Source organism: Actinomadura sp. B10D3 (assembly GCF_039871695.1).
Taxonomy (GTDB): domain Bacteria; phylum Actinomycetota; class Actinomycetes; order Streptosporangiales; family Streptosporangiaceae; genus Spirillospora; species Spirillospora madurae.
The window spans coordinates 660,112-681,539 of sequence record NZ_JBDPLY010000001.1 but is presented as its reverse complement, the minus strand read 5'-3'; the positions used below and the strand labels follow the sequence as shown (position 1 = coordinate 681,539).

At 70.4% G+C, this 21,428-nt stretch carries 19 protein-coding genes and 1 tRNA gene; 3 read left to right on the top strand and 17 right to left on the bottom strand.

Going from position 1 to position 21,428, the window contains the following annotated elements:
• Window positions 1-89: 89 nt before the first annotated feature.
• A complete protein-coding gene (locus ABGB11_RS02995; protein WP_347628480.1) occupies window positions 90-1,925 on the bottom strand; it encodes a plasmid pRiA4b ORF-3 family protein in 1,836 nt (611 codons plus the stop codon).
• Between the two features lie 626 nt (window positions 1,926-2,551).
• On the opposite strand from ABGB11_RS02995, the gene ABGB11_RS02990 reads away from it, so the two are divergent.
• Window positions 2,552-2,626 (top strand) — tRNA-Lys (locus ABGB11_RS02990).
• A 491-nt stretch (window positions 2,627-3,117) separates the two neighbouring features.
• Here the strand turns inward: ABGB11_RS02990 and ABGB11_RS02985 are convergent.
• From ABGB11_RS02985 to ABGB11_RS02975, 3 genes are read right to left on the bottom strand one after another with little or no spacing between them, the layout of a single operon-like run.
• Complete coding sequence (locus ABGB11_RS02985; protein ID WP_347628478.1) at window positions 3,118-4,128, bottom strand: LLM class flavin-dependent oxidoreductase; 1,011 nt, start codon at window positions 4,126-4,128, stop codon at window positions 3,118-3,120.
• On the bottom strand, window positions 4,125-5,165 hold the full coding sequence (locus ABGB11_RS02980; RefSeq protein WP_347628476.1) for an acyl-CoA dehydrogenase family protein: 1,041 nt from the start codon (window positions 5,163-5,165) through the stop codon (window positions 4,125-4,127). The genes ABGB11_RS02985 and ABGB11_RS02980 overlap by 4 nt, the downstream gene beginning before the upstream one ends.
• Window positions 5,166-5,173: 8 nt before the next feature.
• A complete protein-coding gene (locus ABGB11_RS02975; RefSeq protein ID WP_347628474.1) occupies window positions 5,174-6,343 on the bottom strand; it encodes an acyl-CoA dehydrogenase family protein in 1,170 nt (389 codons plus the stop codon).
• 335 nt (window positions 6,344-6,678) lie between these two features.
• Between ABGB11_RS02975 and ABGB11_RS02970 the strand changes: the two genes are divergently transcribed.
• Window positions 6,679-7,458 carry an SDR family NAD(P)-dependent oxidoreductase gene (locus tag ABGB11_RS02970; protein ID WP_347628472.1) on the top strand — a complete coding sequence of 260 codons (780 nt, stop codon included), beginning with the start codon at window positions 6,679-6,681 and terminating at the stop codon, window positions 7,456-7,458.
• A gap of 62 nt (window positions 7,459-7,520) precedes the next feature.
• Here ABGB11_RS02970 and ABGB11_RS02965 read toward each other — a convergent pair whose 3' ends face one another.
• The 8 genes from ABGB11_RS02965 to ABGB11_RS02930 form a co-directional block, all read right to left on the bottom strand.
• Window positions 7,521-8,297, bottom strand: coding sequence for an enoyl-CoA hydratase/isomerase family protein (locus ABGB11_RS02965; RefSeq protein ID WP_347628470.1), 777 nt, complete (start codon window positions 8,295-8,297; stop codon window positions 7,521-7,523).
• Between the two features lie 70 nt (window positions 8,298-8,367).
• Window positions 8,368-8,982: a cysteine hydrolase gene (locus ABGB11_RS02960; protein WP_347628468.1), complete on the bottom strand. Its 615-nt coding sequence runs from the start codon at window positions 8,980-8,982 to the stop codon at window positions 8,368-8,370.
• 25 nt (window positions 8,983-9,007) lie between these two features.
• Window positions 9,008-10,261: a MaoC family dehydratase N-terminal domain-containing protein gene (locus ABGB11_RS02955; RefSeq protein WP_347628466.1), complete on the bottom strand. Its 1,254-nt coding sequence runs from the start codon at window positions 10,259-10,261 to the stop codon at window positions 9,008-9,010.
• A gap of 175 nt (window positions 10,262-10,436) precedes the next feature.
• Complete coding sequence (locus tag ABGB11_RS02950) at window positions 10,437-11,942, bottom strand: fatty acid--CoA ligase family protein (protein WP_347628464.1); 1,506 nt, start codon at window positions 11,940-11,942, stop codon at window positions 10,437-10,439.
• A gap of 10 nt (window positions 11,943-11,952) precedes the next feature.
• A complete protein-coding gene (locus ABGB11_RS02945; RefSeq protein WP_347628462.1) occupies window positions 11,953-12,258 on the bottom strand; it encodes a hypothetical protein in 306 nt (101 codons plus the stop codon).
• A gap of 64 nt (window positions 12,259-12,322) precedes the next feature.
• Window positions 12,323-13,090, bottom strand: a complete 768-nt coding sequence (locus ABGB11_RS02940; protein ID WP_347628557.1) for a crotonase/enoyl-CoA hydratase family protein — start codon at window positions 13,088-13,090, stop codon at window positions 12,323-12,325.
• Window positions 13,091-13,183: 93 nt separating this feature from the next.
• Entirely contained in the window at window positions 13,184-13,405 is a 222-nt protein-coding gene (locus ABGB11_RS02935; protein WP_347628460.1) for a hypothetical protein, read from the bottom strand.
• Window positions 13,406-13,457: 52 nt separating this feature from the next.
• Window positions 13,458-14,579: an amidohydrolase family protein gene (locus tag ABGB11_RS02930; protein WP_347628458.1), complete on the bottom strand. Its 1,122-nt coding sequence runs from the start codon at window positions 14,577-14,579 to the stop codon at window positions 13,458-13,460.
• A gap of 161 nt (window positions 14,580-14,740) precedes the next feature.
• On the opposite strand from ABGB11_RS02930, the gene ABGB11_RS02925 reads away from it, so the two are divergent.
• Window positions 14,741-15,415: a helix-turn-helix domain-containing protein gene (locus ABGB11_RS02925; RefSeq protein WP_347628456.1), complete on the top strand. Its 675-nt coding sequence runs from the start codon at window positions 14,741-14,743 to the stop codon at window positions 15,413-15,415.
• A gap of 8 nt (window positions 15,416-15,423) precedes the next feature.
• On the opposite strand, the gene ABGB11_RS02920 is transcribed toward ABGB11_RS02925, so the two are convergent.
• The 5 genes from ABGB11_RS02920 to ABGB11_RS02900 form a co-directional block, all read right to left on the bottom strand.
• The gene (locus ABGB11_RS02920; protein ID WP_347628454.1) at window positions 15,424-16,593 is read right to left on the bottom strand and encodes a thiolase family protein; all 1,170 of its coding nucleotides are present in this window, start codon (window positions 16,591-16,593) and stop codon (window positions 15,424-15,426) included.
• A gap of 133 nt (window positions 16,594-16,726) precedes the next feature.
• Window positions 16,727-17,764, bottom strand: a complete 1,038-nt coding sequence (locus tag ABGB11_RS02915) for a DUF2889 domain-containing protein (protein WP_347628452.1) — start codon at window positions 17,762-17,764, stop codon at window positions 16,727-16,729.
• Window positions 17,761-19,446, bottom strand: coding sequence for an ABC transporter ATP-binding protein (locus tag ABGB11_RS02910; RefSeq protein ID WP_347628450.1), 1,686 nt, complete (start codon window positions 19,444-19,446; stop codon window positions 17,761-17,763). The genes ABGB11_RS02915 and ABGB11_RS02910 overlap by 4 nt, the downstream gene beginning before the upstream one ends.
• Before the next feature lie 11 nt (window positions 19,447-19,457).
• On the bottom strand, window positions 19,458-20,342 hold the full coding sequence (locus ABGB11_RS02905) for an ABC transporter permease (protein ID WP_347628449.1): 885 nt from the start codon (window positions 20,340-20,342) through the stop codon (window positions 19,458-19,460).
• Window positions 20,339-21,289 carry an ABC transporter permease gene (locus ABGB11_RS02900; protein ID WP_347628447.1) on the bottom strand — a complete coding sequence of 317 codons (951 nt, stop codon included), beginning with the start codon at window positions 21,287-21,289 and terminating at the stop codon, window positions 20,339-20,341. Before ABGB11_RS02900 ends, ABGB11_RS02905 begins: the two co-directional genes overlap by 4 nt.
• Window positions 21,290-21,428: the final 139 nt, after the last annotated feature.

Sequence of the window (21,428 nt, the reverse complement as noted above, 5' to 3'; positions counted from 1 at the left end):
CGGATCTGCTGAAGTCACCGACAAAACTGTGTCAATAGGCCTGTATGCTGTGTCCTATCGCGTCACCGGGCGGCCGGGGCCAGTGCTTGTTATAGGGATATGGGTCCGAGCCTGGTGTTGACCGCGGCGAGAGAGAACTCCGCCGGGTCGAAGTCGGTGGGTGACTGCAGGCCAAGCCAGTCGAGCATCTCCTGGTGCTCGTCGAAGGTGGGGTCCGCCATGATCGTCTTGAGGTCGGCGTAGCCGAAGGTGCCGCCGCAGTCCTCGGGTGGGCAGGCGCCCTTGCCTGCGGTGGCGACCGGGTATGACGTGCCGGTGTCGAGAGGGAGGATCTTCTCCAGGCGGATCTCGTGCTCCCAGCCGTCGCCGAAATCGTAGGTGTAGTGGAGCTTGTCTCCGGGGTCGCTGAGGAGTGCTGACAGCGGCACCGCACTCTCGTCTCGGTGGCCGAGTTCGGCGTCGGGAACGCCGTACGAGTGGTCCCCTTCGGTGAACACGTGAAGATGGCAGTCATGCCATCCCATCGCGCGCTGAATCACCAGGTGCAGCCGGTCGAGACCGATCTCCGCCGGGACCAGTACCCGCCGCCAGACCGGCGGTGTGGAGACCCCGCCAAGCGTGATCTTGATTTGGTAGGCCTGGTCGGACCGGACGCGCTTGCCCCGCTCAGGTCCGGGTGCCGCCTGCATGGTGACCGGTTGCGGCGCGAATACGGAGCCTTCGAGCGCCTGGACGAGGCGCCCGGCCGCGGGGTGGCCCGAGGCCGCGAGCTGGGGCAGTGCCTCGGCCAGCTCGCTGTCCGCCAGCTGTTGCACGATCATTGGGAGCATGAGGCCGGTTGCCTCTTCGGGGAACGCGTCGAGCATCGCGACGAGCGTGTCCACGGTCGCCCACGCCTCGTCGCCATCGCCAGGCACCTTGTCGTTGTGCTCGGCGAGCCAGATCCGCGCGTATGCGCCGAAGCCGGGGCTGGTGCCGTACTCCTCCCAAGCCGGGGCTGCCTCTGGGCCGCACTGCCGGGCGAACTGCAGCGCCTGAATCCGTGCCGATCCTTCGGCGGACTTGGCTAGGGCGAGCAGTTCCCCGGCGGCCGATGCCGGGGTCCGGGCGTCCAGCCAGGGCCGCGCCATCAGCCTCGCCACCATCGGCGGGAGGCCGTCCAGCGTGGTGACGAACTCCGCGACGTCGGTATCCGCGGCCGGTGCGCTGTGGTGGAACATGACCGTGGTGAGCCACCGGCCGAGCACGGACAGCTCGACGGCATCGTCCCGGACCGTGACCACCCCGAACTCGGCCAGGTCCAGGACGGCGGTCTCCGCCCGTTCGCGAGGACTCACGATCAGCCCGAACAGGTCCGGGAAGCCCGCCGCCTCGCCATGGAACTCGCCACAGTCCGGGCAGGGCGCGCCGTCTCCTCCGCCGGGGAACTCATCGATACCGGTTGCGAGCGCATCGAGCGTCGCGGTGGCGCCGCGGTCGTACAGGGTGCACAGGACGGCCAGGTAATCCAGATCTTCGGGCTCTGCCGGTTCCGCCAGCCCAAGCCCGTCGACGGCGCACTGGGTCCAGATCGCCACCGCCGCCCGCGCATCCCCGTCCTGCCATTCCCGCAGGGCAGGACCCGGGACGACCCGGCGATCGGTGATCTCGATGAACCCGGCGCCCGCGGCCGCGCTCCACGCCATCATCAGCTCGTCGATGTCCAGCGCGCTGCGCGGCTTCTTCGGCGCATCGATGCCGAGTACCGCACATGCCTCGACCGCCGCCCCGGGCCTGAGCACACCACGGGCGGTGAGGTCACGGCCCGCGCCTATCCACTCGGCCAGCTCCTGAGCGGTGACCAGAACTTCGCAGTCCCGGGCACGCTTCGCCATTTCCGTCAGCAGGGCGGGATCATCGCCCAACGCGAGGTGGGTTTGGGGCACGTCGGGAGCATAGTGTCTCGGGTTCATGGCGGCTGCCGGAATCGACGCGGGAGCGGATGACCGGAGGAGCTGTGGCCGCTCTAATGGAAGAAGTCGGCGCCGCTGTGAGCGGGACCGGCCAGATAGGGGCTGATCCAACGGCGCTCGATCCGCTGTCGGCCGGGGCCGCAGCGGTAGCGGCGCCAGTGTCCCTCCACCCACCACCGCACCGAGTACTCCCGCCCGCTCCTCCTCTTCGAGGATCAGTCCGGCCTGCTGCACGCCGAACGGCGCCAGCCGGTACACCTACGTCCGCGGCTTCCAGCTCGCCGAGATCCGCAAGGCCGCCAGCGTCACCCAGGCCGAACTCGCCGACACCCTCGGCGTCAGCCAGACCCCCATCTCCAAGATCGAGCACGGCGAGGCATCCGGCATCGACGTCGTACGCGCACCCTCGGCGGCCACCTCGACCTCATCGCCACCCTCGACGACCGCTCCTGGAAGGTCGCCTGACCACCATCACAGCCACACCGGTGATCGCATGTTCGCTCGGTGTTCGCTCGGCGGCATCGGTACGGACCGACACCCTGCGGAACGGGACGGCACGCGAACGCCATGCATCCCGGACAGGACGGCACAGACCGACCGCGAGAGCACTGATCTGACACGAGAGCAGCGGACTCTTAATCCGCGGGTTCGGGGTTCAAGTCCCTGACGGCGCACCCGCTATTGACCTGGGCGTTCACGACTGTGTCGCGAACGCCCATCGGTGTTCATGGGCCCCTTGCCCGCCCGCCGGACACCACCCCAGACACCTGCGCCACCCATGGCCGGCTTCTCCAGCACTTGCCATGGGCCCAGGCGCCGCCGAAACGGTCCCGCCATCACAGGCGCGCGCTGCTGCTCCCGGTCGGCGCAGCCTGCCGGGCGTGTGGGTGCCGGTTGTGTCACCTCATGCGACCTGCGAGTACTCGTGGAGCAGTCCGCCGAGTCGGTCACGGCGCAAGACGCGGAACGGCGTTTCGAAGCAGGTCGAAGCGCCATGTCCGGAGGAAATATCGAAAGCCCATACTCCAGAAGGTCGAGATCATCTAATGAACCGCATCCGCTGAAGATCCGCAATCTGCGGAGAGGCGATAGAGAATGTGCATGTGATGCGGCAGCGAGTGGCGTGCCGCTCGGTTATCGAGTGTGCGGACGGGGCACGGCGTGCTCACGACGCCGCGGGCGACCGCAGCCGAAGGCTCGCCCGGCAGTACGCCATCTGCCGGCGTCTGCTCACCAGGTACGAGGGAGGGGCGAGGAACGCCACGTCGTTCGGCAGGCCGTCGGCACCGCGGGCGTCGAGCATCCGCTGCGCCTGCCGCGCGGTCCCCACCACCGCGATCGCCTCCACCATCTCGTCGGTGACCGCGGCTGCCATCGAGCCGGGGTCCCGGTCGGCGAAGGCCGCGCGGATCCGGCGGACCGGCTCGCCCCAGCCGTGGCGCTCGACGTAGGCGTCGTAGGTCTTCACCGTGAGGTAGAACGCGATCATCCTCCGGGCGTCCAGGACGGCGCGGTCGGGGTCGTCGTCGTCGACGGCCGTGATGACCCATCCGATCTCCCGCGGCGGTGCGTGACGGGACAGGTCGGCGGCCTCCCGCCCGTCCGCCATCGCGGGTCTGACCGTCTCCTCCCACCACAGGCGCGTGAACAACCCGTGACCGACGACCCCGTCAGCGACCTGTCCCGCTGCGCGGGCCATGCCGGCGTTGAATCCCGCCACGAGCAGGGGTATCTCCAGCCGCCCGAGGACCGTGGCGCGGATGTCGGCCGCGAGCCGGTAGTGCTCGCCCTCGAAGCGGACGACCTCGCCGTTCTCCGCCTCGAGATACGCCCGGACCGCCCGCACGAGTTCCTTCATGCGAGCGACCGGCCGGTCCGCCTCCACCGAGAACCAGTCGCGGTTGATCCGGTACGCCCCGGTGCCGAACCCGAGGAAGACCCGGCCCGGGGCGACGCGGTGGAGTTGGCGCGCCGCGGTGGCGTGCGCGTACGGCGTCCGCGCGAAGGCGTACGCGATCGCGGTGCCGACCTCCGCGGAGACGGTCTCCCGCGCCATGTCCGCCAGATTGAGGTAGGCGTCGTGGTCAGCGAAGTCTCCGGTGCAGAAGGCACGGAAACCCGCCGCCTCGGCCTCGGCGGCGACCTCGGCACCGTTCCACGGCAGGCCCAGCCTCACCGCGTTGCCACAGCGGGGTCGCCCGCGGCCGCGACCGTCTCCAGGACGGCCCGGCGGGAGCCGAACGAGTGCGCGAGCGCCAGGTGGCGGCGCACGAAGAGATGCGCGTCGGCCTCGGCGGTGAAGCCCATGCCGCCGTGGTTCTGGACGTTGTCGGCCCCGTTGTGCTCGGACGCGTCCCGTGCGACGGCGAGCGCCGCAGCCGCGTGGAAGTCCGGGTGGTCATGGTCCTCGTCCTCCACCAGTGCGGCGTAGACGGTCTGGAAGAAGGCGGCCTCGGCCCGCACCGCCATCTCGGCGCACCGGTGCTTGACCGCCTGGAAGGCGCCGATGGGCTTGCCGAACTGCTCGCGGGTCCTGGCGTACGCCGCGGAGTCGTCGCGCGTGGCCTCCGCCATGCCGCAGAAGATCGCGGCCTGCAGGATCCGGCCGTGCCGGACGATGCCCGGATCGTGGACGACGTGGATCGCGGACGCGTCCAGTGCGCCGATCGTGACCGGCGCGGTCGGGTCCACGGCGTCCACGGCGTGCGGGGTGATCGCCGCCGGGACGAGTGCGGCAGCATCGCCGTCGACGACGACGATCACGTCGGCGGTCTCCAGGTCGTGGACCCGGACGGTGCCGCTCACCCGGTCGCCGACCTCGAGGTCGGCTCCCGTCTGCCGGAAGGCCACGGCCGCGCGCAGGACGCCGTCCGCGATCCTCCCGGCGATGTCGGCCGCTCCCGCCGCGACGGCCGTGTGGGCCGCGATCACCGTGCCGAGCACGGGTCCCGCGGCGAGGTGACGGCCGGCCTCGCGGAAGACCGCGACCTCGTCGGCGACCCCGAGGCCGGCGCCGCCGGCGTGTTCCGGGAGGCCGAGCACGAACAGGCCGAGCTCGGCCAGGCCCTGCCAGTACCTGTCCGATGCGGGGGAAGCCGCCTCCGCTCCCGGCTGGTCGGCGGCGTGCAGCGTCGAGAGCGGCAACGCGTCGGCGAGGTACCTGCCCAGGGAGGCGACCATGGCCTCCTGCTCGTCGGTGAACAACATGTCCATGTGAGGGCCTATCTGTCCTTCGGGAGCCCGAGCAGTCGCTCGCCGATGATGTTGCGCTGGATGTCCTTGGTGCCCGCCGCGATCGACGCCCGGAACGCGTTGAGGTGCCCGTGCGCCCACGGCGAGAGGCGGTCGTGCCCGACCGTGGTGCTCCCGAGCACCTCCACGCCGAGGGCCTGCGTACGCTGGAGCAGCCGGGAGAAGTAGAACCGGACGATGGACCCCTCCACACCGGGCTTGCCCGTCCGTGCGATGCGGGAGACGGTCGCGTAGTTCAGCGCGCGAAGGGCGCTCACCTCGGCTCTCAGCTCACCGACCTGAGTCCGGACCACTTCGTCGTCGTAGGCCCGTCCCGTTCCGTGCGGCGCCGGCGCCTGCTTGGCCTGCTCGATCAGCCGCTCGACCGTACCGGCGAGCTCGACGATGTCCGCCATGAAGGCGGTGCCCCGCTCGAACGACAGCGTGGACATGGCGACCGACCACCCGTCGTTGAGCTCGCCGACGACGTTGCCGAGCGGGATCCGGACGTCGTCGTAGAAGACCTCGCAGAACTCTTCCTGGCCTGCGATGTTGCGGATGGCGCGCACATCGATCCCGGGCGTGGACATGTCGCAGATGACCCAGGTGATGCCCGCGTGCTTGCGGGCCTCGGGGTCGGTGCGGACGAGGAGCTCCTGCCGCTCGGCGACATTGGCATAGCTCGTCCAGATCTTCTGGCCGTTGACCACCAGGTGGTCGCCGTCGACGACGGCACGGGTGGAGAGGCTCGCCAGGTCGCTACCGCTGCCGGGCTCGCTGAAGCCCTGGCACCAGATCTCGTCGCCCGCGAGGATCCTGGGGATGTGGGTGGCCTGCTGGTCGCGGGTCCCCCGGGCCATCAGCGTCGGCCCGGCGTGGCTCATCCCGACGAAGTTGACGCCGAGAGCCGGGGCGCGGGCCTCCGCATAGGCCTCGTACCACAGCAGCTGCCGCAGCATCGAGAGGTCACGGCCGCCCCACTCCGCCGGCCAGGCGATGCCGGCCCAGCCCCCCTCGTACTGGGTCTTCTGCCAGGCCACGTCGTAGTCGCGAGCATCCGGCCACTCAGCCGGACGGGGCTCGGTCGGCCTGTTCTCCTCCAGCCACGTGCGAGCCTCCTCCCGGAAGGCCCGGTCCTCCGCGGAGAACGTCAGATCCATGCCACTCCTTCAGGCGCGTCTGCGATACGCGCGGTAACCTAGTTAAATCATATGACTCAATCGATGTCCACCCGGCCGGGCGGCGGCCGGCGTGACAATATCACTAAATAATTATACCTTTTGTGCCATGACTGCTGCCCCTTCCCCGCCCCTGGTCTGGCGACGGCCGCGCCGTGTGCCGCGCCATGTGCCGCGCCTCGATCTGCGACCGTCACGGTCCGCTGCTCGCCACGGCCGACCAGCAGGGGCTGCTGCGGCGGCGCCGCTCCGGTCACGGCACGACCCTGTATCCGACGCCGCACGGGCGTGACGTCGGCAAGAGAGGAAGCTGACCCATGTTGCTCGACGGAGTTTCGGCCTTCATCGCCGGCGGTGGAGGAGGTTTCGGCGCCGCCACCGCCCGGCGTCTCCACGCCGCCGGAGCCCGTGTGATGATCGCGGACCTCGACCAGGACAAGGGCGCCGCGGTGGCGAAGGAGCTCGGTGCGGGGGCGCGGTTCATGCGCACCGACGTCACCGACGAGGACGGCGTCCGGTCGGCGCTGGACGCCGCGGCCTCGATGGGACCTCTACGGGTCAGCGTCGCCGCGCACGGCGGTCCCGGCGGCAAGCGCGTGCTGGACCGGGAGGGCGGGGCTCAGGAACAGGCCGACTTCACCCGCGTGATCGATGTCTTCCTTTCGGCGACCTTCAACATCGCCCGGCTGGCCGCGGAAGCCATCGCCCGCAGCGAGCCGCTCGAGGACGGCGAACGCGGCGTGATCATTAACACCGCGTCGATCGCGGCCTACGAGGGCACGATCGGCCAGGCCGCGTACGGCGCCGCGAAGGCGGGCATCGTCGGGATGACGCTGCCGCTCGCCCGGGATCTGTCCCCGGTCGGCGTCCGAGTGGTCACGATCGCCCCGGGCACCTTCCTGACGCCCGCCTTCAAGGATGCCGACCCCGTGCAACTGGACGCGATGTGGGGGGCGGCCGTGCCGTTCCCGAAGCGCATGGGGCGCCCCGCGGAGTACGCGCTGCTGGCCCAGCAGATCTGCGAGAACGTCTATCTCAACGGAGAGACGATCCGGCTCGACGGCGGTCTCCGGTTCACGCCCAAGGGAGCCCGCTGACGGTCTCCCCACCGGCCGCGGGTCGACCGCGGTCCGGTGGGGGCGCCGTCCCCGGCCCAGTCTCAGCGCATGCGCGGCTCGGGCTTGTCGTAAGTGGACCGGTCGACGCCGCGGATGCCCTGCGGGCTGCCGATGTGCGTGTAGGACAGGCCACGCTCCAAGGCGGCGGCGCGGCCGAGGTCGAGCGACTCCCAGTTGGCGCGGACGGTGCCCTGCACGGCCAGTGGCGGTTTCGCCGCGATCAACGCCGCGATCTCATGGGCGCGGGCGTGCAGGTCCTCCCGGGGCACCACCTCGGTGACCAGGCCGATGTCGAACGCGGTCCGCGCGGTGACACGCTCATCGAGCCCCATCAGGGCCATGCGCATCGCCTGGGCAAAGCCGATCTTGTGGACCATGCCGATCGTTTCGAGCGACGCGACCATCCCGTAGCTGACATGCGGATCGAAGAAGGTCGCGTCCTCCGAGCAGATCACGATGTCGCTCTCGTTGATCCAGTAGAAGGCGCCCCCCGCGGCCATCCCGTGGACCGCGCAGACGACCGGTTTCCACACCTTGCGTGCCTTGGGACCGAGGATCACCCCGGGGTCGCGCCGCGACCAGACGTTGTCCGGCTTGGGGACCCCCTCCTTGACGTCGATGCCCGTGCAGAACGCCCGGTCGCCGGCGGCACGCAGCACGAGCGCCCGCACGTCATCGTCGCCGTCGACGACCTGCCACACGTCCGCGAACTCGTCCAGCATCCGCTGGTTGAAGGAGTTCATCGCTGCCGGCCGATTCAGGGTGATCGTCGCGACGCCGTCCCCGGAACGCTCGAACACGATCGTCTGGTAGTTCACGGCACCCCTCTCTCTGAGAAATCCAATTGAGTGATATGGCCATCAAGGCGCCCTCCGAGCCCCGGGCCCGTCAGGCGCCGAGTTCCGCGATGATGCTCTCCGAGGTCGCCACCGTCGACAGCAGCGGCAGCATGTGCCGCAGAACGAAGTCATGGGTCTCATCCGTCGCACCGGAGACGCAGTCCGACGGAACCACGACGGAGAATCCCCGGTTCACGGCTTCGATGATGCTCCCCGGAAGGGCGATGTTCAGCGACACCCCGGTGACGACAAGGCTTTGGACGCCCATGTTGCGCAGCAGGTATTCGAGCTCCGTCCCGTGGAACGCGGTCAGGCCGCGGTGCCGGGCGACGACCACGTCCTCGCCGGCGACGGTGATGCCGGGGTGGACGGCCGTGCTGATGTGCCCCTCGACCAGCGGCCGCTTGCGGATGCTCGCCGTCAGCGGGCTGTTCGCCCCCCAGCCCCGGAAGCCCGGCAGTCCCTGGACCGTCGCGTGGAAGACGGGGACGCCCCGTGCCCGGAGCACGGCGGCGAGCGCCTCGATCTTCTCGATCGTGCCGCGTTTGCACACCTGCCCCGAAAGAAGGTCGTTCGTCGAGTGCTCGGGATCGGTCATCCCGTTCTGGCACTCGCTGATGAGCAGCGCCGTCGTGCTCGCGGTGCCGAGGCCCTTGATCGCCACAACCCCGTCCTCCCGATCGATGGGCTCAGCTCCGCGCCGCGGCGCGGAGCTCATTGTGGCGCCGCATCAACCGTGCGGCCTGTCCGGCGAGTTCCCCGGGAACCTCGGGAAGGCGGACGTCGCCGTGCTCCCGACTGGGCAGGGCCACCGTCGCGGTGGCCGGGCACGTGTTCTCACCCCGCTGGTTGACGCCGCTGAGCTCGAGGTCCACCACCGGCCGACCGTCCTCGATCCGCTTGGCGACGACCGTGCCCGTGACGACGTGGTGGTCGCCCATGTAGTTGAACTTCCGGATCTCGCTCGACTGGCGCAGCAGCCAGGCGTCGTCGCCCATCCAGTCGGTGACCAGGTGGGAGAGCCAGCAGTCGCGCATGACGCCATAGTCGTAGGCCATCGGGGCGCCGACCTGTTGCGCCCACGCGGAGTCCCAGTGGACACGCTGGGCGACGTCGGGCACGCCCTGGGCGTTCTTGACGTAGAAGGACGCGATCCGCCGCCGGTTCCGGTAGGCGAGGCGGCCCGTCGCCGGCGCGAACGGAGTGAATCCGTAGCCGCCGGCGTGGAAGACGATGATGTCCGTCGTGGTCAGCGGCCCCTTCGCAATCGGCCCCAGAGCGTCGCCGGCGGAGACGTCCTCGAACCACCGGGGCACGGCGCCCCGGCGCCGCTCGGCGGCATAGATCCCGTCCAGGCGGGCGAGATCCTCCGCGGAGTGGACGGCCGGTTCGACGACGTACTTCCTGCGAGATCGAGCCGCCTTCCGCTCGGCGTGGATCAGGATCACCCGCGCCACCGAGACGACCTCGGCGTTCTGGTTCATCCGGACGTGACGGCGCCTGATGATGACGGTCCGCCCGGCGAACTCCGACTCCTTCTCCTCCACCGACTCGTAACCCTGGAACGTGTGGAGGGTGTCGCCGGGACGGACGGGCCGGTAGAGCTCCCACTCCGTCCCGGAGACGAAGTTGTGCACGCCCCGGAAGGCGGGGCGCCTCAGCTCGGCCGGCCGCGGGTCCCCGAGCATCGGCCGGTTGATCGCGAGGCCGATGAGCGGCGGTGCGATCTGCCCCTTCCACACCGTGTTCGCACCATAGTCCTCGTCGGTGTAGAGGGGGTTGTCGTCGCCGTACCCGCGGGCGAAGTTGCGCAGGGAGTCCGGATGGGCGCCGGTGTACAGCTCGGCGTTCTTCTCCGCGAAGTAGTGGCCGCACAGCTTGCGCGCCTGCGCGACGTCCTCCTCCTTGATGGTCCCGTCATGATCGGCGGCATCGTCGGCCATCGTTCACCCTCTCCCGGACGCGTGGCGGCCGGCGTTTCAGACCGAGCGACCACCGTCAACAGATATTTGTCTGACTGTTTTTTCCGGACGGCGGCCGAGGCGCCCACGGGTCCATCGCCCCGTCCCAGCGACCCACCCCTGCCACCGCGCTGCGGCGGAGCCGGACCCGGGCCCGTTAGGCGGGCTGGATCTCGTCCTCCAGGACGCGCGCGAGTACCTCGCGCCGGACCAGCTTGCCCGTCTCCGTACGCGGCAGCTCCGGCCAGAACCGGATGCGCTCCGGGGCCTTGCTGGAGCGCAGGCTCGACCGCACGTGGGCGCGGAGCTCGGAGCCGCCGGGTTCGGCCCCCGGACGCGTCACGACGACGGCCTCGATCCGCTGCCCCCACTCCTCGTCGGGCACGCCGATCACCACCGCCTCCGCTACGGCGGGATGGCGCATCAGCACGTCCTCGATCTCGGCGGGCGCGATGTTCTCCGCCCCTCGGATGATCGTGTCGTCGACCCTGCCGCCGACGAACAGGTACCCGTCCTCGTCGACATGGCCCTGGTCGCGCGTGTCGAAGAAGCCCTGCTCGTCGACCGCGCGGCCGATCCCGGCGTACTCGGCCGAGACCTGCCGGCCCCGCACGCAGATCCGCCCGGGGACGCCCGCGGGAAGCGGCCGCCCGTCGTCGTCCCGGATCTCGATCTCGACGGTCGGCAGCACCTTCCCCACGGAGGAGAGACGAGCACGGACCCGGGGGTCCTCCGCGTCCAGCGCGGTGCGGTGGTCGTCCGGCCCGAGGACGGCGATCGTCGAGCTCGTCTCGGTGAGACCGTAAGCGTTGACGAAGCCCACGTCCGGCCACGTGCGCAGGGCGCGCTCGATCACGGCCGCCGGCATCGGGGCGCCGCCGTACGCGAGCGCGCGCAGGTGAGGCACCGACTTGTCGCAGTCACTGTCGGTGATGCGGGCGAGCATCGTCGGGACCACGAGCGCGTTGGTCACCTTCTCGGCACGTGCGGTCTCCAGCCATTCCTCCGGCCCGAACCGCTCCAGCACCACGGTCCGCCGCCCCGAGTACACGTTGGAGATCACGCTCGCGACGGCGGCGATGTGATAGGGCGGCACGCTCACGAGGGCCGCGTGCTCGGGCTCGGCGCACGCGAACTCCACCGACCCGACGACGTACGAGACGAGGTGCGAGTGGCGGAGCAGCACGCCCTTGGGCTCGGACGTCGTCCCGGAGGTGTAGATGATGACCGCCGTCTGATCCGGGTCGGACGGCTCGTCCGGCACGACGGCGTCGTCCCGTTCGGCCGTGATCGCCGACCACTCGTCCGGCCCGGCGGCCTCGATGCCGGCCGCGGCCAGGGCCGCGCGTCCGGCATCGTCGGCGATCGCGTAAGCGCCCGGATGCCTGGCGAGCAGAGCGGCGAGCTGGTCGCCGCCCAGCCGGTAGTTGATCGGGACCAGCGGAACGCCCGCACGTGCGGCGGCGAACATCGCGATCGGGAACGCGGGGCCGTTCACGGCGACGTACAGCAGCGCGTCCGCGCCCTTCTCGTGCAGGACGGCGGCCCCGCCCTCGGCGCGGCTGCGCAGTTCCACCGGTGTGAGCGCGCTTCCCGCGCGCCCGATGATCTCCCGTTGCCCGAAGCCGTCGACCGCCATGTCGAGCATGAGTGAGAGTCGCATGCCCGCGCCTTCAGTCGGACGCGGGGAGCGGCTTGGCCCCCTGGACTTCGAGGGGATCGCCGTCCATCGCCAGCGTCCCGCTTCCCCCCGCGGTGCAGAGCAGTTCGAGCCGCCCCTCGGCATCGGCGTACCGCTTGCCGAGCAGGGTGCCACCCATCTGATCGTCGTCCGGGGAACCGGTCGGCGGCTCCTCGCCCTTCGGATGCATGGCCACGCCTCCGCAAGTGAGCACCACGTCACCCGCGGGGGCCCTGGTCACGATGACGGCGGTTCCGTCCACGGCGCTCTTGAGCGCCTGCCCCACCTTGAGCCGCACCTTTCCTCCTAGTCCTCGCACGGCCGGAACACGGCCGCTGATGTCCGCCGGAGCCGCGAACGGCTCAGCGTCCGGTCCACACCGGCCGACGCTTCTCCGCGAAGGCCCGCGCGCCCTCCCTGGCGTCGTCGGACGCGGAGACCACGCGCGTCATGGTCACCGACTTCTCCATGCTCTCGGCGAACGTCCAGTCCCGGCCCTCGTATGCGAGCCGCTTGGTCACGGCCACGGCCAGCGGACCGTTCGCGGCGATCGCCCCGGCCAGGTCGATCGCGGCCCCGCGGGTCTCACCCTGGGGCACGAGGCGGTTGACGAGCCCCAACTCGGCCGCGCGACGCGCGCCGATCGGCTCCCCGGTGAGCAGCATCTCCAGTGCGACGCACTGGGGAACGCGCTGCGGAAGCAGGACCGCCGCACCCGCCGACGCGACGAGGCCCCGCTTGACCTCCGGCACCCCGAACCGGGCGCCGTACGACGCCACGACCATGTCGCACGCCAGCATCAGCTCGAACCCGCCGGCCAGCGCCCACCCCTCGACGGCGGCGATCAGCGGCTTCTTCGGCCGCCGCGCGGTGATACCGCCGAAGCCGCGACCGGGGATCCCGGGGCTCTCCCCACCGGCCGCGAACGCCTTGAGGTCCATGCCGGCACAGAACGTTCCGCCGGCACCGGCGATCACGCCGACGCGCAGATCGTCATCGGCGTCCAGCTCGTCGACGGCACGGGCCATCTCCCGGGAGGCGGCGCCGTCGAGCGCGTTCTTGACGTACGGGCGGTTGATCGTGATGACCTGGACTCCCTCCCGACGCTCGACGAACACCTCGTCCGACACCTTCTCGGCCATGGCCCTGACCTCCCATTGTGCGCACACCTGCGGGGATACACCAGCGCAAAGAGTTTAATGATTTTACTTGAGGCTCACCTCTCAAGCCTGAACGCTTCCCGTGTGCACCCGGGCCAGGTGCAGCCCGTCCTCCTGGGTCTCCACGTCGACCCGCCAGTCGCCGCATGAGCAGAACGCGTAGTACCCGGTCCTGTTCTCGTGGGGCAGGACCGCCTGGCCGTCGCAGTGCCCGCCTGAGTTCGCGATCGAGGTCATGAACTCGAGCGGCTTCTCATGCAGTGCGTTCTCGTCGTGGTCGTCCATGTCCGTTCTCCCGGTGGTGGTGCGGCCCGGAGGCCGGGATCCGAATCGGCTGTCACCCCTCGGCCGGCACCGGGGGGACGTGGGGGAACAGCTCGTAGAAGGCCCCCTGGGTGATGCGGAGCCGCGTCTCGTCGCTGACACCGTCGAACAGGTCCTTGAGGGTGTTCTGGGTGTGACCGAACGTGCCCTCCATGTGCGGGTAGTCCGAACCGAACATGACGTTCTTGTAGCCCATGGCGTCGTGTGCGGCGACGGCCGTCTCGTCGTGCTGGAAGGAGGCGTAGACCTGGGTCATCAGGATCTCCTTCGGGTTCCGCGACAGCTTCGGGCGCGCCATCTTGTAGTGCTGGCGATACCCCTCCAGCAGCCGGTCGCCGAGGAAGGGGATCCACGTGGCGCCGCCCTCGGAGATCAGCACCTTCAGGTCCGGGTGGCGGTCGAGCGCACCCGACGCGACCATCTTCATCGCCGCCCGCTGGCCCGAGAACGTGGTTTCGGCATAGTTCAGCACCGCTCCCCCCGGGCCACGGAAGACGACGCCGGCCCCGCCGGCCGTCAGGTCGACGGGGTCCGTGCCGATGTGGAACGCGACCACCATGCCGGCGGCCTCGGCGGCGGCCCACAGCGGTTCCCAGTCGTAGCGGTGCCAGTCCGGAGCCTTCGGATGCGGAGTCGTGGGCAGGAACACCGCCCTGAAACCGTTCTCGGCGGCCCACTCCAGCTCGGCCACGGCGTCCTCGACGACCAGCGTCGGGATCTGCGCCGTGACGACGTACCGGTCCGACACCGGGACGAGCTCCCCCATCGCCCACTCGTTCGACGCGCGGAGGGCCGCCCTCAGCAGCTCGGGCGTTCGGAACGTCGACGCCCACATGCCGAGCGAGGGGAAGACGACCTCTCCCCACACCCCTTCCTTGTCGAGATCCCCGATCCGGGCCCCCGCGTCACGGACGCCCACCGCCCGGTAGGAGTCCTCCTTGAAATCGGCCATGGCCGAGGTGGGCAGCTTCCTCCGGAACGACTGACCGTCGACGTGCACGGTCTCCCACTCCCCGTCGGGGTCCTTCTCGCTGCGCGGGGTCAGCTCGGCCAACTCCTTCGGGAGCCGGGTGCGCCAGAGGTCCTCGGGCTCGAGGAAGTGCGAGTCGCCGGAGTTCGTCCAGATCTTGCCCATCACGCGCCTCCTTCGTGCGGCGGCCGCCGGTGACTCGTCTCCACCGGCTTACCGGGCTATATTTAAGAGCTATCGATTAGCTTCTACTCCTTGATATCATGTCCTCCCAGCTAGGCCAACCCATAGATAATGGCTATCTATTAATTTCAAGGATGTGCGGCATGACACAGGACCCCGCGACCCCGGACGACACCGTCCGCCGCCGGAGGTCGCACACCGGAGGCGACGCCACCCGGGCGCGGTTGCTGGACGCGGCGGAGTGGCTGATCGCCGAACGCGGCGTCGACGGGGTCTCCCTCAGCGAGATCCGCAACCGGGCCGGCCAGTCGAACTCGTCGGCGATCGCCTACCACTTCGGCTCGAAGGACGGGCTGCTCCGGGCCCTGGTGCTCGACCGGCACCGCCGGATCGAGGAAGAGCGGACGAAGATGATCGGCGAGCTGGTCCGGAGCGGCACCGAGCGCGACCCGAGGTCCGTGGTGTGGGTCGTCGTCCGCCCCCTGGCCAACACCGTCCGGTCCGGCAGCCGGTACGCGGCCTTCCTTGCCCGCCTCTCGGAACTCCCCGAGGTGCGGACGCGGTACTGGCCCCGGCAGGCGGATTCGACCGCGGACGACCTCGAACGCCTGCTCGAGGACTCGGTCCCGCACCTGCCCGAGCGGGTGCGCAGGAGCCGCTCGTTCCAGATGACCAACAGCGTTCTCAACCTGCTCGGCGAGCACGCCCGCACCAGGCGCAACCTGAGCGAGGTCCGGCTCCTGAGCTACGTGGACGGCTGGGTCGGCATGCTCACCGCACCGGTGTCCACGGACACCGCGGGCCTGCTGCCCGGCTGACCCGCCCGTCAGAGCGTCTCGATGACGACCGCGCCGCCCATGCCGCCGCCCGCGCACATCGCCGCCACTCCGAGGCCTCCGCCGCGACGCCGCAGCTCGTGGGTGAGCGTCGTCAGCATCCGCGCTCCGGAGGCGGCCACGGGGTGGCCGATGCTGCAGCCGCTGCCATAGATGTTGACCCGGTCCTCGGGGATGCCGAGCAGGCGGCAGGAGGCGAGGGGCACCGGGGCGAACGCCTCGTTGATCTCGAACAGGTCGACGGCGGAGAGGTCGACGCATGCCCGCTTGAGCACCACCGGGATCACCTCGGTCGCGGCCATTCCCATCCGGTGGGGCTCGACCCCGATCGACGCCCAGGCCCGCACCCGGACGAGCGGTTCCAGGCCGCGCTCGGCCGCGAGTTCGTCGCTGACCAGGGTGAGCGCCGCGGCCGCGTCGTTCACGCCGCTCGCGGTGCCGGCCGTGATGCCGAAGCCCTCGATCTCGGGGTGCAGGGGTCGCAGCGACGCCAGCTTCTCGGCGGAACTCGACCGGCGCGGGTGCTCGTCCACACCGAACTCGGCCTTCTCCCCGTCCTCCCCGATGACGGACACCGGGACGATCTCGTCCGCGAAGAGCCCGCCGTCGATCGCGGCGATCGCGCGCCGGTGGGACCGCAGGGCCCAGCCGTCCACCTCCTCGCGCGACAGACCGGCCTCTCGCATGGTGTTCCAGCCCACCGTGACGGTGACGTCGTCGGTGTATCCGTCGTAGTAGGGGTACGTGGGCGGCATCCCCTCCCTCGGCGGCTCCCCCGGCAGCGGTCGCCAGCTCAGGGACGGCGCGGTCGACGTCGACTGAACGCCGCCGGCGATGACGGCGCGGTCCATCCCGCTCCGGATCGAACCGGCCGCGTTGGCGACCGCGGTGAGGCTCCCGGCGCAGTGCCGGTTCACCGCCTGCCCCGGCGCGCGGGTGAGGCCCGCGGCGACCGCGGCGTACCGCGCGAGGACGCCCCCGCCGTAGTGGGACTCGGCCAGGACCACGTCGTCGATGTCCTCCGCGGCGAGACCCGCGCGCTCGACGGACGCCGCGACGGCCAAGGTCGCTAGGCGTTCGGCGGGAACGTCCTTCAGCGATCCCTTGCGGGCGGTCGCCACGGGCGTGCGCAGTGCGGAGACGACGACTGCTTCGACCATGGTGTCGAGTTCCTCCCTCTGTACCGGGCCGACAGCGACCCATGAGTACAATTATCTTACTCTTAGCTTGGCGAAGGAGCCAGACCGCCCCCGCCCCGGGGCCGGACTCCGGGGGGTTTGGCCGCCCTCCGACTCAGCCCTGGAGACTCCGGACGAGGGCGGGAACCTCGGCCAACGCGCGGATCGCATCGTTGAGGTGCGTGCATCCCGCGACCCCGCGCAGGCGCCGGAGCACCTCGCCGCGCAGGTCGCGCAGCGCCACTCCGACGAGCGCGTCGACGTTGCGGGAGGCGAGCGGGCATTCACGGTAGGGCAGCACCCGCGGATCGGCGTCCAGGCGCTCGACGACTCCGCTGCCGAGACCGGCCTCGCCGGTGAGCCGGTACTCGTGCACGGCCGCGCGACCGCCCCCGGGCTCGGTCGCGCTGTCCTGGAACATCGAGTCGATCAAGATACGTCCCCCGTCGATCCGGACGTCGATCCGGCGCGCCCGCCGCATCGACATCTCCGTGATCCGCTCCACCTCGTGCCAGCTCCACGGGTCGCCGTCCTCATCGACCTCCGGCACCGCTTCGGTGTGGCGCTCCAACACCGGGGCACCATCGGGCATGAGCGCCCCCGATCCCGGCATGAAGCCCGTGCACACCCCCGTCATGGGACGCGGCGGCGGCCTGCGGATCACGGCGAGCTCGTCGCGGGGAAACCAGCGCGAGTACGCGAACCCGGCGATGAGCGTCGCTCCCGCGATGTCGTCGAGGAGGAGGTACAGCCCCGTCCCCGCCGCGGCCTCGTCCGCCATCACCGAGGCCAGCAGCCCCCGGGAGTGCCGCCCGCCCCGCGCGCCGGTCAGCGCGTCGGTCCCGGGCCGGCGCGGAACGGTCTCGAGCCACTCGACCGTCCGGGACGCCGGTTCGAACCCCGCGGTGAGACGGGCCGAGTCGAGCACCCTCGGCGCGGCGCCGTCCGCCGGCGTCAGCAGATCCCGCGCACGTCCGTCGAGGCGCAACCGCGCCCCCGGTCCCGCCGGCCAGCGCATGTCGATCGTGGAGGTCCTCCGGACCGCCCCGGGACGCCGGCGCGGCGCGGGGCCCGACGGCCCGCCGATGGCCGGCTCCGCGGGCGCGGACGCGTCCGCGTGAGCCGTCCTGCCCCCTTCCGGCGGCTCGATCACGCCGCGGGCACCGCCCGGAAGGTCCGGCCACGCGGGTGCGTTGCCGGAATGGCGCTCAGCAGCTGCCTCGTGTAGGTGTGCTCGGGAGACTCGTAGAGCCGGCCGGGCGTCCCCGTCTCGACGATCTCCCCCTGCCTCATGACGACGATCCGGTCGGAGATCGCACGGACCAGCGACAGGTCGTGGGAGACGAACAGGTACGCCAGACCCCGTTCGGCCTGCAGTTCCCGCAGCAGCTCGACGACCTGCGCCCTGATCGACATGTCGAGGGCCGCGACCGGCTCGTCGCACACCACGATCCGCGGGTCGGTCATCAGTGCGCGGGCGATGGCCACGCGCTGCAGCTGGCCGCCCGACATCTCGTAGGGGTAGCGCTCCAGGAACCGCGGTCCGAGGCCGACGCGTTTCATCAGCGCGGCGATCCGATCGGACCTCTCCGACCTGCTGTAACCGCCCTGGACCAGCATCGGCTCGGCCAGCGCGTGGACGATCTGCCGCTTCGGGTCGAGCGACTTGTACGGGTCCTGGAAGATCATCGTCGCCTTCGCGCGCATCCGCCGCAGGTCGTCCCCTTTCAGGGACGCGATGTCCTGTCCGAGGATCTCGATCCGGCCCGCGTCCGGCTCCACCAGCCGCAGCACCATCCGGCCCACCGTCGACTTCCCGGCACCGGACTCGCCGACCACCGACAGCGTCTCGCCCGCCCGGATCGAGAAGTCCACTCCGCGGACGGCGTGGTGGACGCGCTTCGGACGCCCGAACGCGTTCCGCTGGAGCACGAAGTCCTTCCTGAGGCCCTCCACCACGAGGGCGTCGCCCGATTCGGCATCGGTCGCGGGCGCGGCCGGCGGCTCCCCCAGTTCCCGCGCACCGAGCAACCGGCTCGTGTAGTCGTCCCGCGGCTTGTCGAAGAGGTCGACGACGGTCGCGTGCTCGACGACGCGACCGCCGTACATCACGGCCGCGCGGTCGCACACCTCCGCGACCACGCCGAGGTCGTGGGTGATGAGAAGGACACCGAGCCCGAGCTCCTCCTGGAGTTCGCGGATGAGCTCGAGCACCTGGCGCTGGACCGTGACGTCCAGTGCCGTCGTCGGCTCGTCGGCGATCAGCAGGCTCGGACTGCACGCGAGCGCCATGGCGAGCATGACCCGCTGGCACATGCCGCCGCTGAACTGGTGCGGGTAGTCGCGCGCCCGCCTGGCCGGGTCGGGGATGCCGACCCGTTCGAAGAACTCCACCGCCCGGGACCAGGCCGCCTTGCGGTCGACGCGGTCGTGGTGACGGACCGACTCGGCGACCTGGTCGCCGACGCTGAACGCCGGGTTCAGGCTGCGCCGGGGCTCCTGGAAGATCATGCTCATCTCGCCGCCCCGGAGACGGCGGAGTTCACGGTCGGGAAGGCCGACCAGCTCCCGGCCGCCGAGCCTCACCGAGCCGGTCAGCCTGGCGTTCGCCGGCAGCAACCGCATGACGGCGAGGGACGTGATCGTCTTTCCGGATCCCGACTCGCCGACCAGCCCGACGGTCTCACCGGGACCGACCGTCAGGTCCACGTCCTCGACGAGCGTCGTCCACCGCCCCTCGTTCGAGACCTCGACCTTCAGATCGCGCAGGTCGAGCACCGGTGCGGTGGCGGCCGTAGCCATCGCCGCACCGGCGTCCTTCACCAGCTTCGTCATGGCGCCCTTCCTCACGATCTTTCGGCCTGCTGTCGTCCGCCCGCGTCCCGCAGCGCGTCCCCCAGCAGGGAGACCAGGAGGATGGCCACCACGAGGATCATCGAGGGCGGGACGATGCTCCACGAACTCTCGGCGAGCCGGTCGAAGCCCTCGCGGGTCATCGACCCCCAGCTCGCCGTCGGAGGCTGCGCCCCGAGCCCGAGGAAGCTCAGCCCGGACTCCGCGACGATCACCACCGAGGCGCCGAAGGACATCTGCACCACGAGCGGGGACGCGATGTTGGGGAGGATGTGCCTGACCACGATCCGCTGCGGCCCGGCACCGGCGGCCCGCGCCGCCTCGACATAGTCCTCGTGCTTGCTCTGCGAGGTCTCGATCATCGCCAGCCGGAAGAACCGCGGCAGCAGCAGCACGCCGACCGCGATCATCGCGTTGGTCAGGCTGGGACCGAGAGCACCGACGATCGCCACCGCGAACAGCAGCGGAGGCAGCGAGAGGAGGACGTCGGTCAACCGGCTCAGCACCCAGCCGACGGGGCCTTCGACGAACCCGGCCGCGACGCCGAGCGCCACCCCGCCGACGACGGCGATGCCCATGCCGACGAAGCAGGAGACCAGCGCGGTCCAGGTGGCGGCCATCAACCGGCTCAGGATGTCGCGCCCGAGGGAGTCGGTGCCGAGCCAGTACTCCGACGAGGGTGGTCGCAGGCGGTTCGTCAGCTCCTGCGCGGCGGGGTCGTGCGGCGTCCAGACGAGGGACGCCAGCCCGAACAAGAGCAGGAACATGAGGCCCACCAGGCAGGACACGCCCACCCTGTCCCGCGCGAAGCGCCTCAGGGTCCGGCCGGGACGGTAGGAGACGCGCAAGGCCCGGAGGGCGGGAGTAACGATGGTCATGACGTTCGCATCCTCGGATTGAAGTAGCCGTAGGAGACGTCCACGACCAGATTCATCACGATCACGATGAGGCCGCTCACGAGGACCACGCCCTGCATCGTCGGCAGGTCACGGGTGAGCACGGCCTCGACGCCGAGCTGGCCGAAGCCCCCGACATTGAAGATGGCCTCCACGATCACCGCCGCGCCGACGATCCGGCCGACCTGCAGACCGAGGATGGTGACGTACGGGATCGCCGCGTTCTTCGCCGCGTGCTTGCCGACGACGAGCCGCCCCGCGAGGCCCTTCGCGCGGGCCGTCCGGATGTAGTCCTCCTCCAGGGCATCGATCAGCGAGCCTCGGCCGAGGCGTGCGAGCTCGGCGACGCTGATGCTCGAGATCGCGATCGCCGGGAGGACGGCGAAGCGCAGCCACTCGGCGAATCCCGCCTCGCTCAGCTCCGCGTAGCCGCCGGGCGGAAGGATCCGCAATCCGCCGAGCGAGAACCAGGCGATGAGCATCGCGGCGAGCACGAACGGCGGAAGCGCCAGCATCACAACGGAGGTGCTCGTGATCAGGCGGTCGATCCACGTGTTGCGCTTCAGCGCCGCCACCACCGCCACCGGGATACTGATCACCACCGAGAAGAGGATCGCCAGCGCGGCGATCGAGGCTGTCCGCGGCAGCCGGTCGAGCACCCGGTCGAGCACCAGCTCGTTGGTCGAGTAGGACGTCCCCAGGTCGCCCTGGAACAGGTTCGCGAGGTAGTCCCCGTACTGCACCAGTGGTGAGCGGTCGAGCCCGAGATCCTCGCGGATCGCCGCCACGGCCTCGGGCGACGCGTCGGGGCCGGCGATGGTCGCGGCCGGATCGCCCGGCGCGATCTGCACCAGGGCGAACACGAGCAGCGTGAGCAGGAACAGCAGCGGGACAACGGAGATCACGCGCGTTCCCAGGAAACGGAGCATGCCGTCGGTTCGCCTCCCTCGGAACGAACCGAACCGCCGCGCATCGGCGGATCGGGCGTGATGGTCACCACGCGTCTCAACCGTGACAAAGGGACAAAGAGACTGTCAATATATTTGGGTAGAATTATTTTACTATATC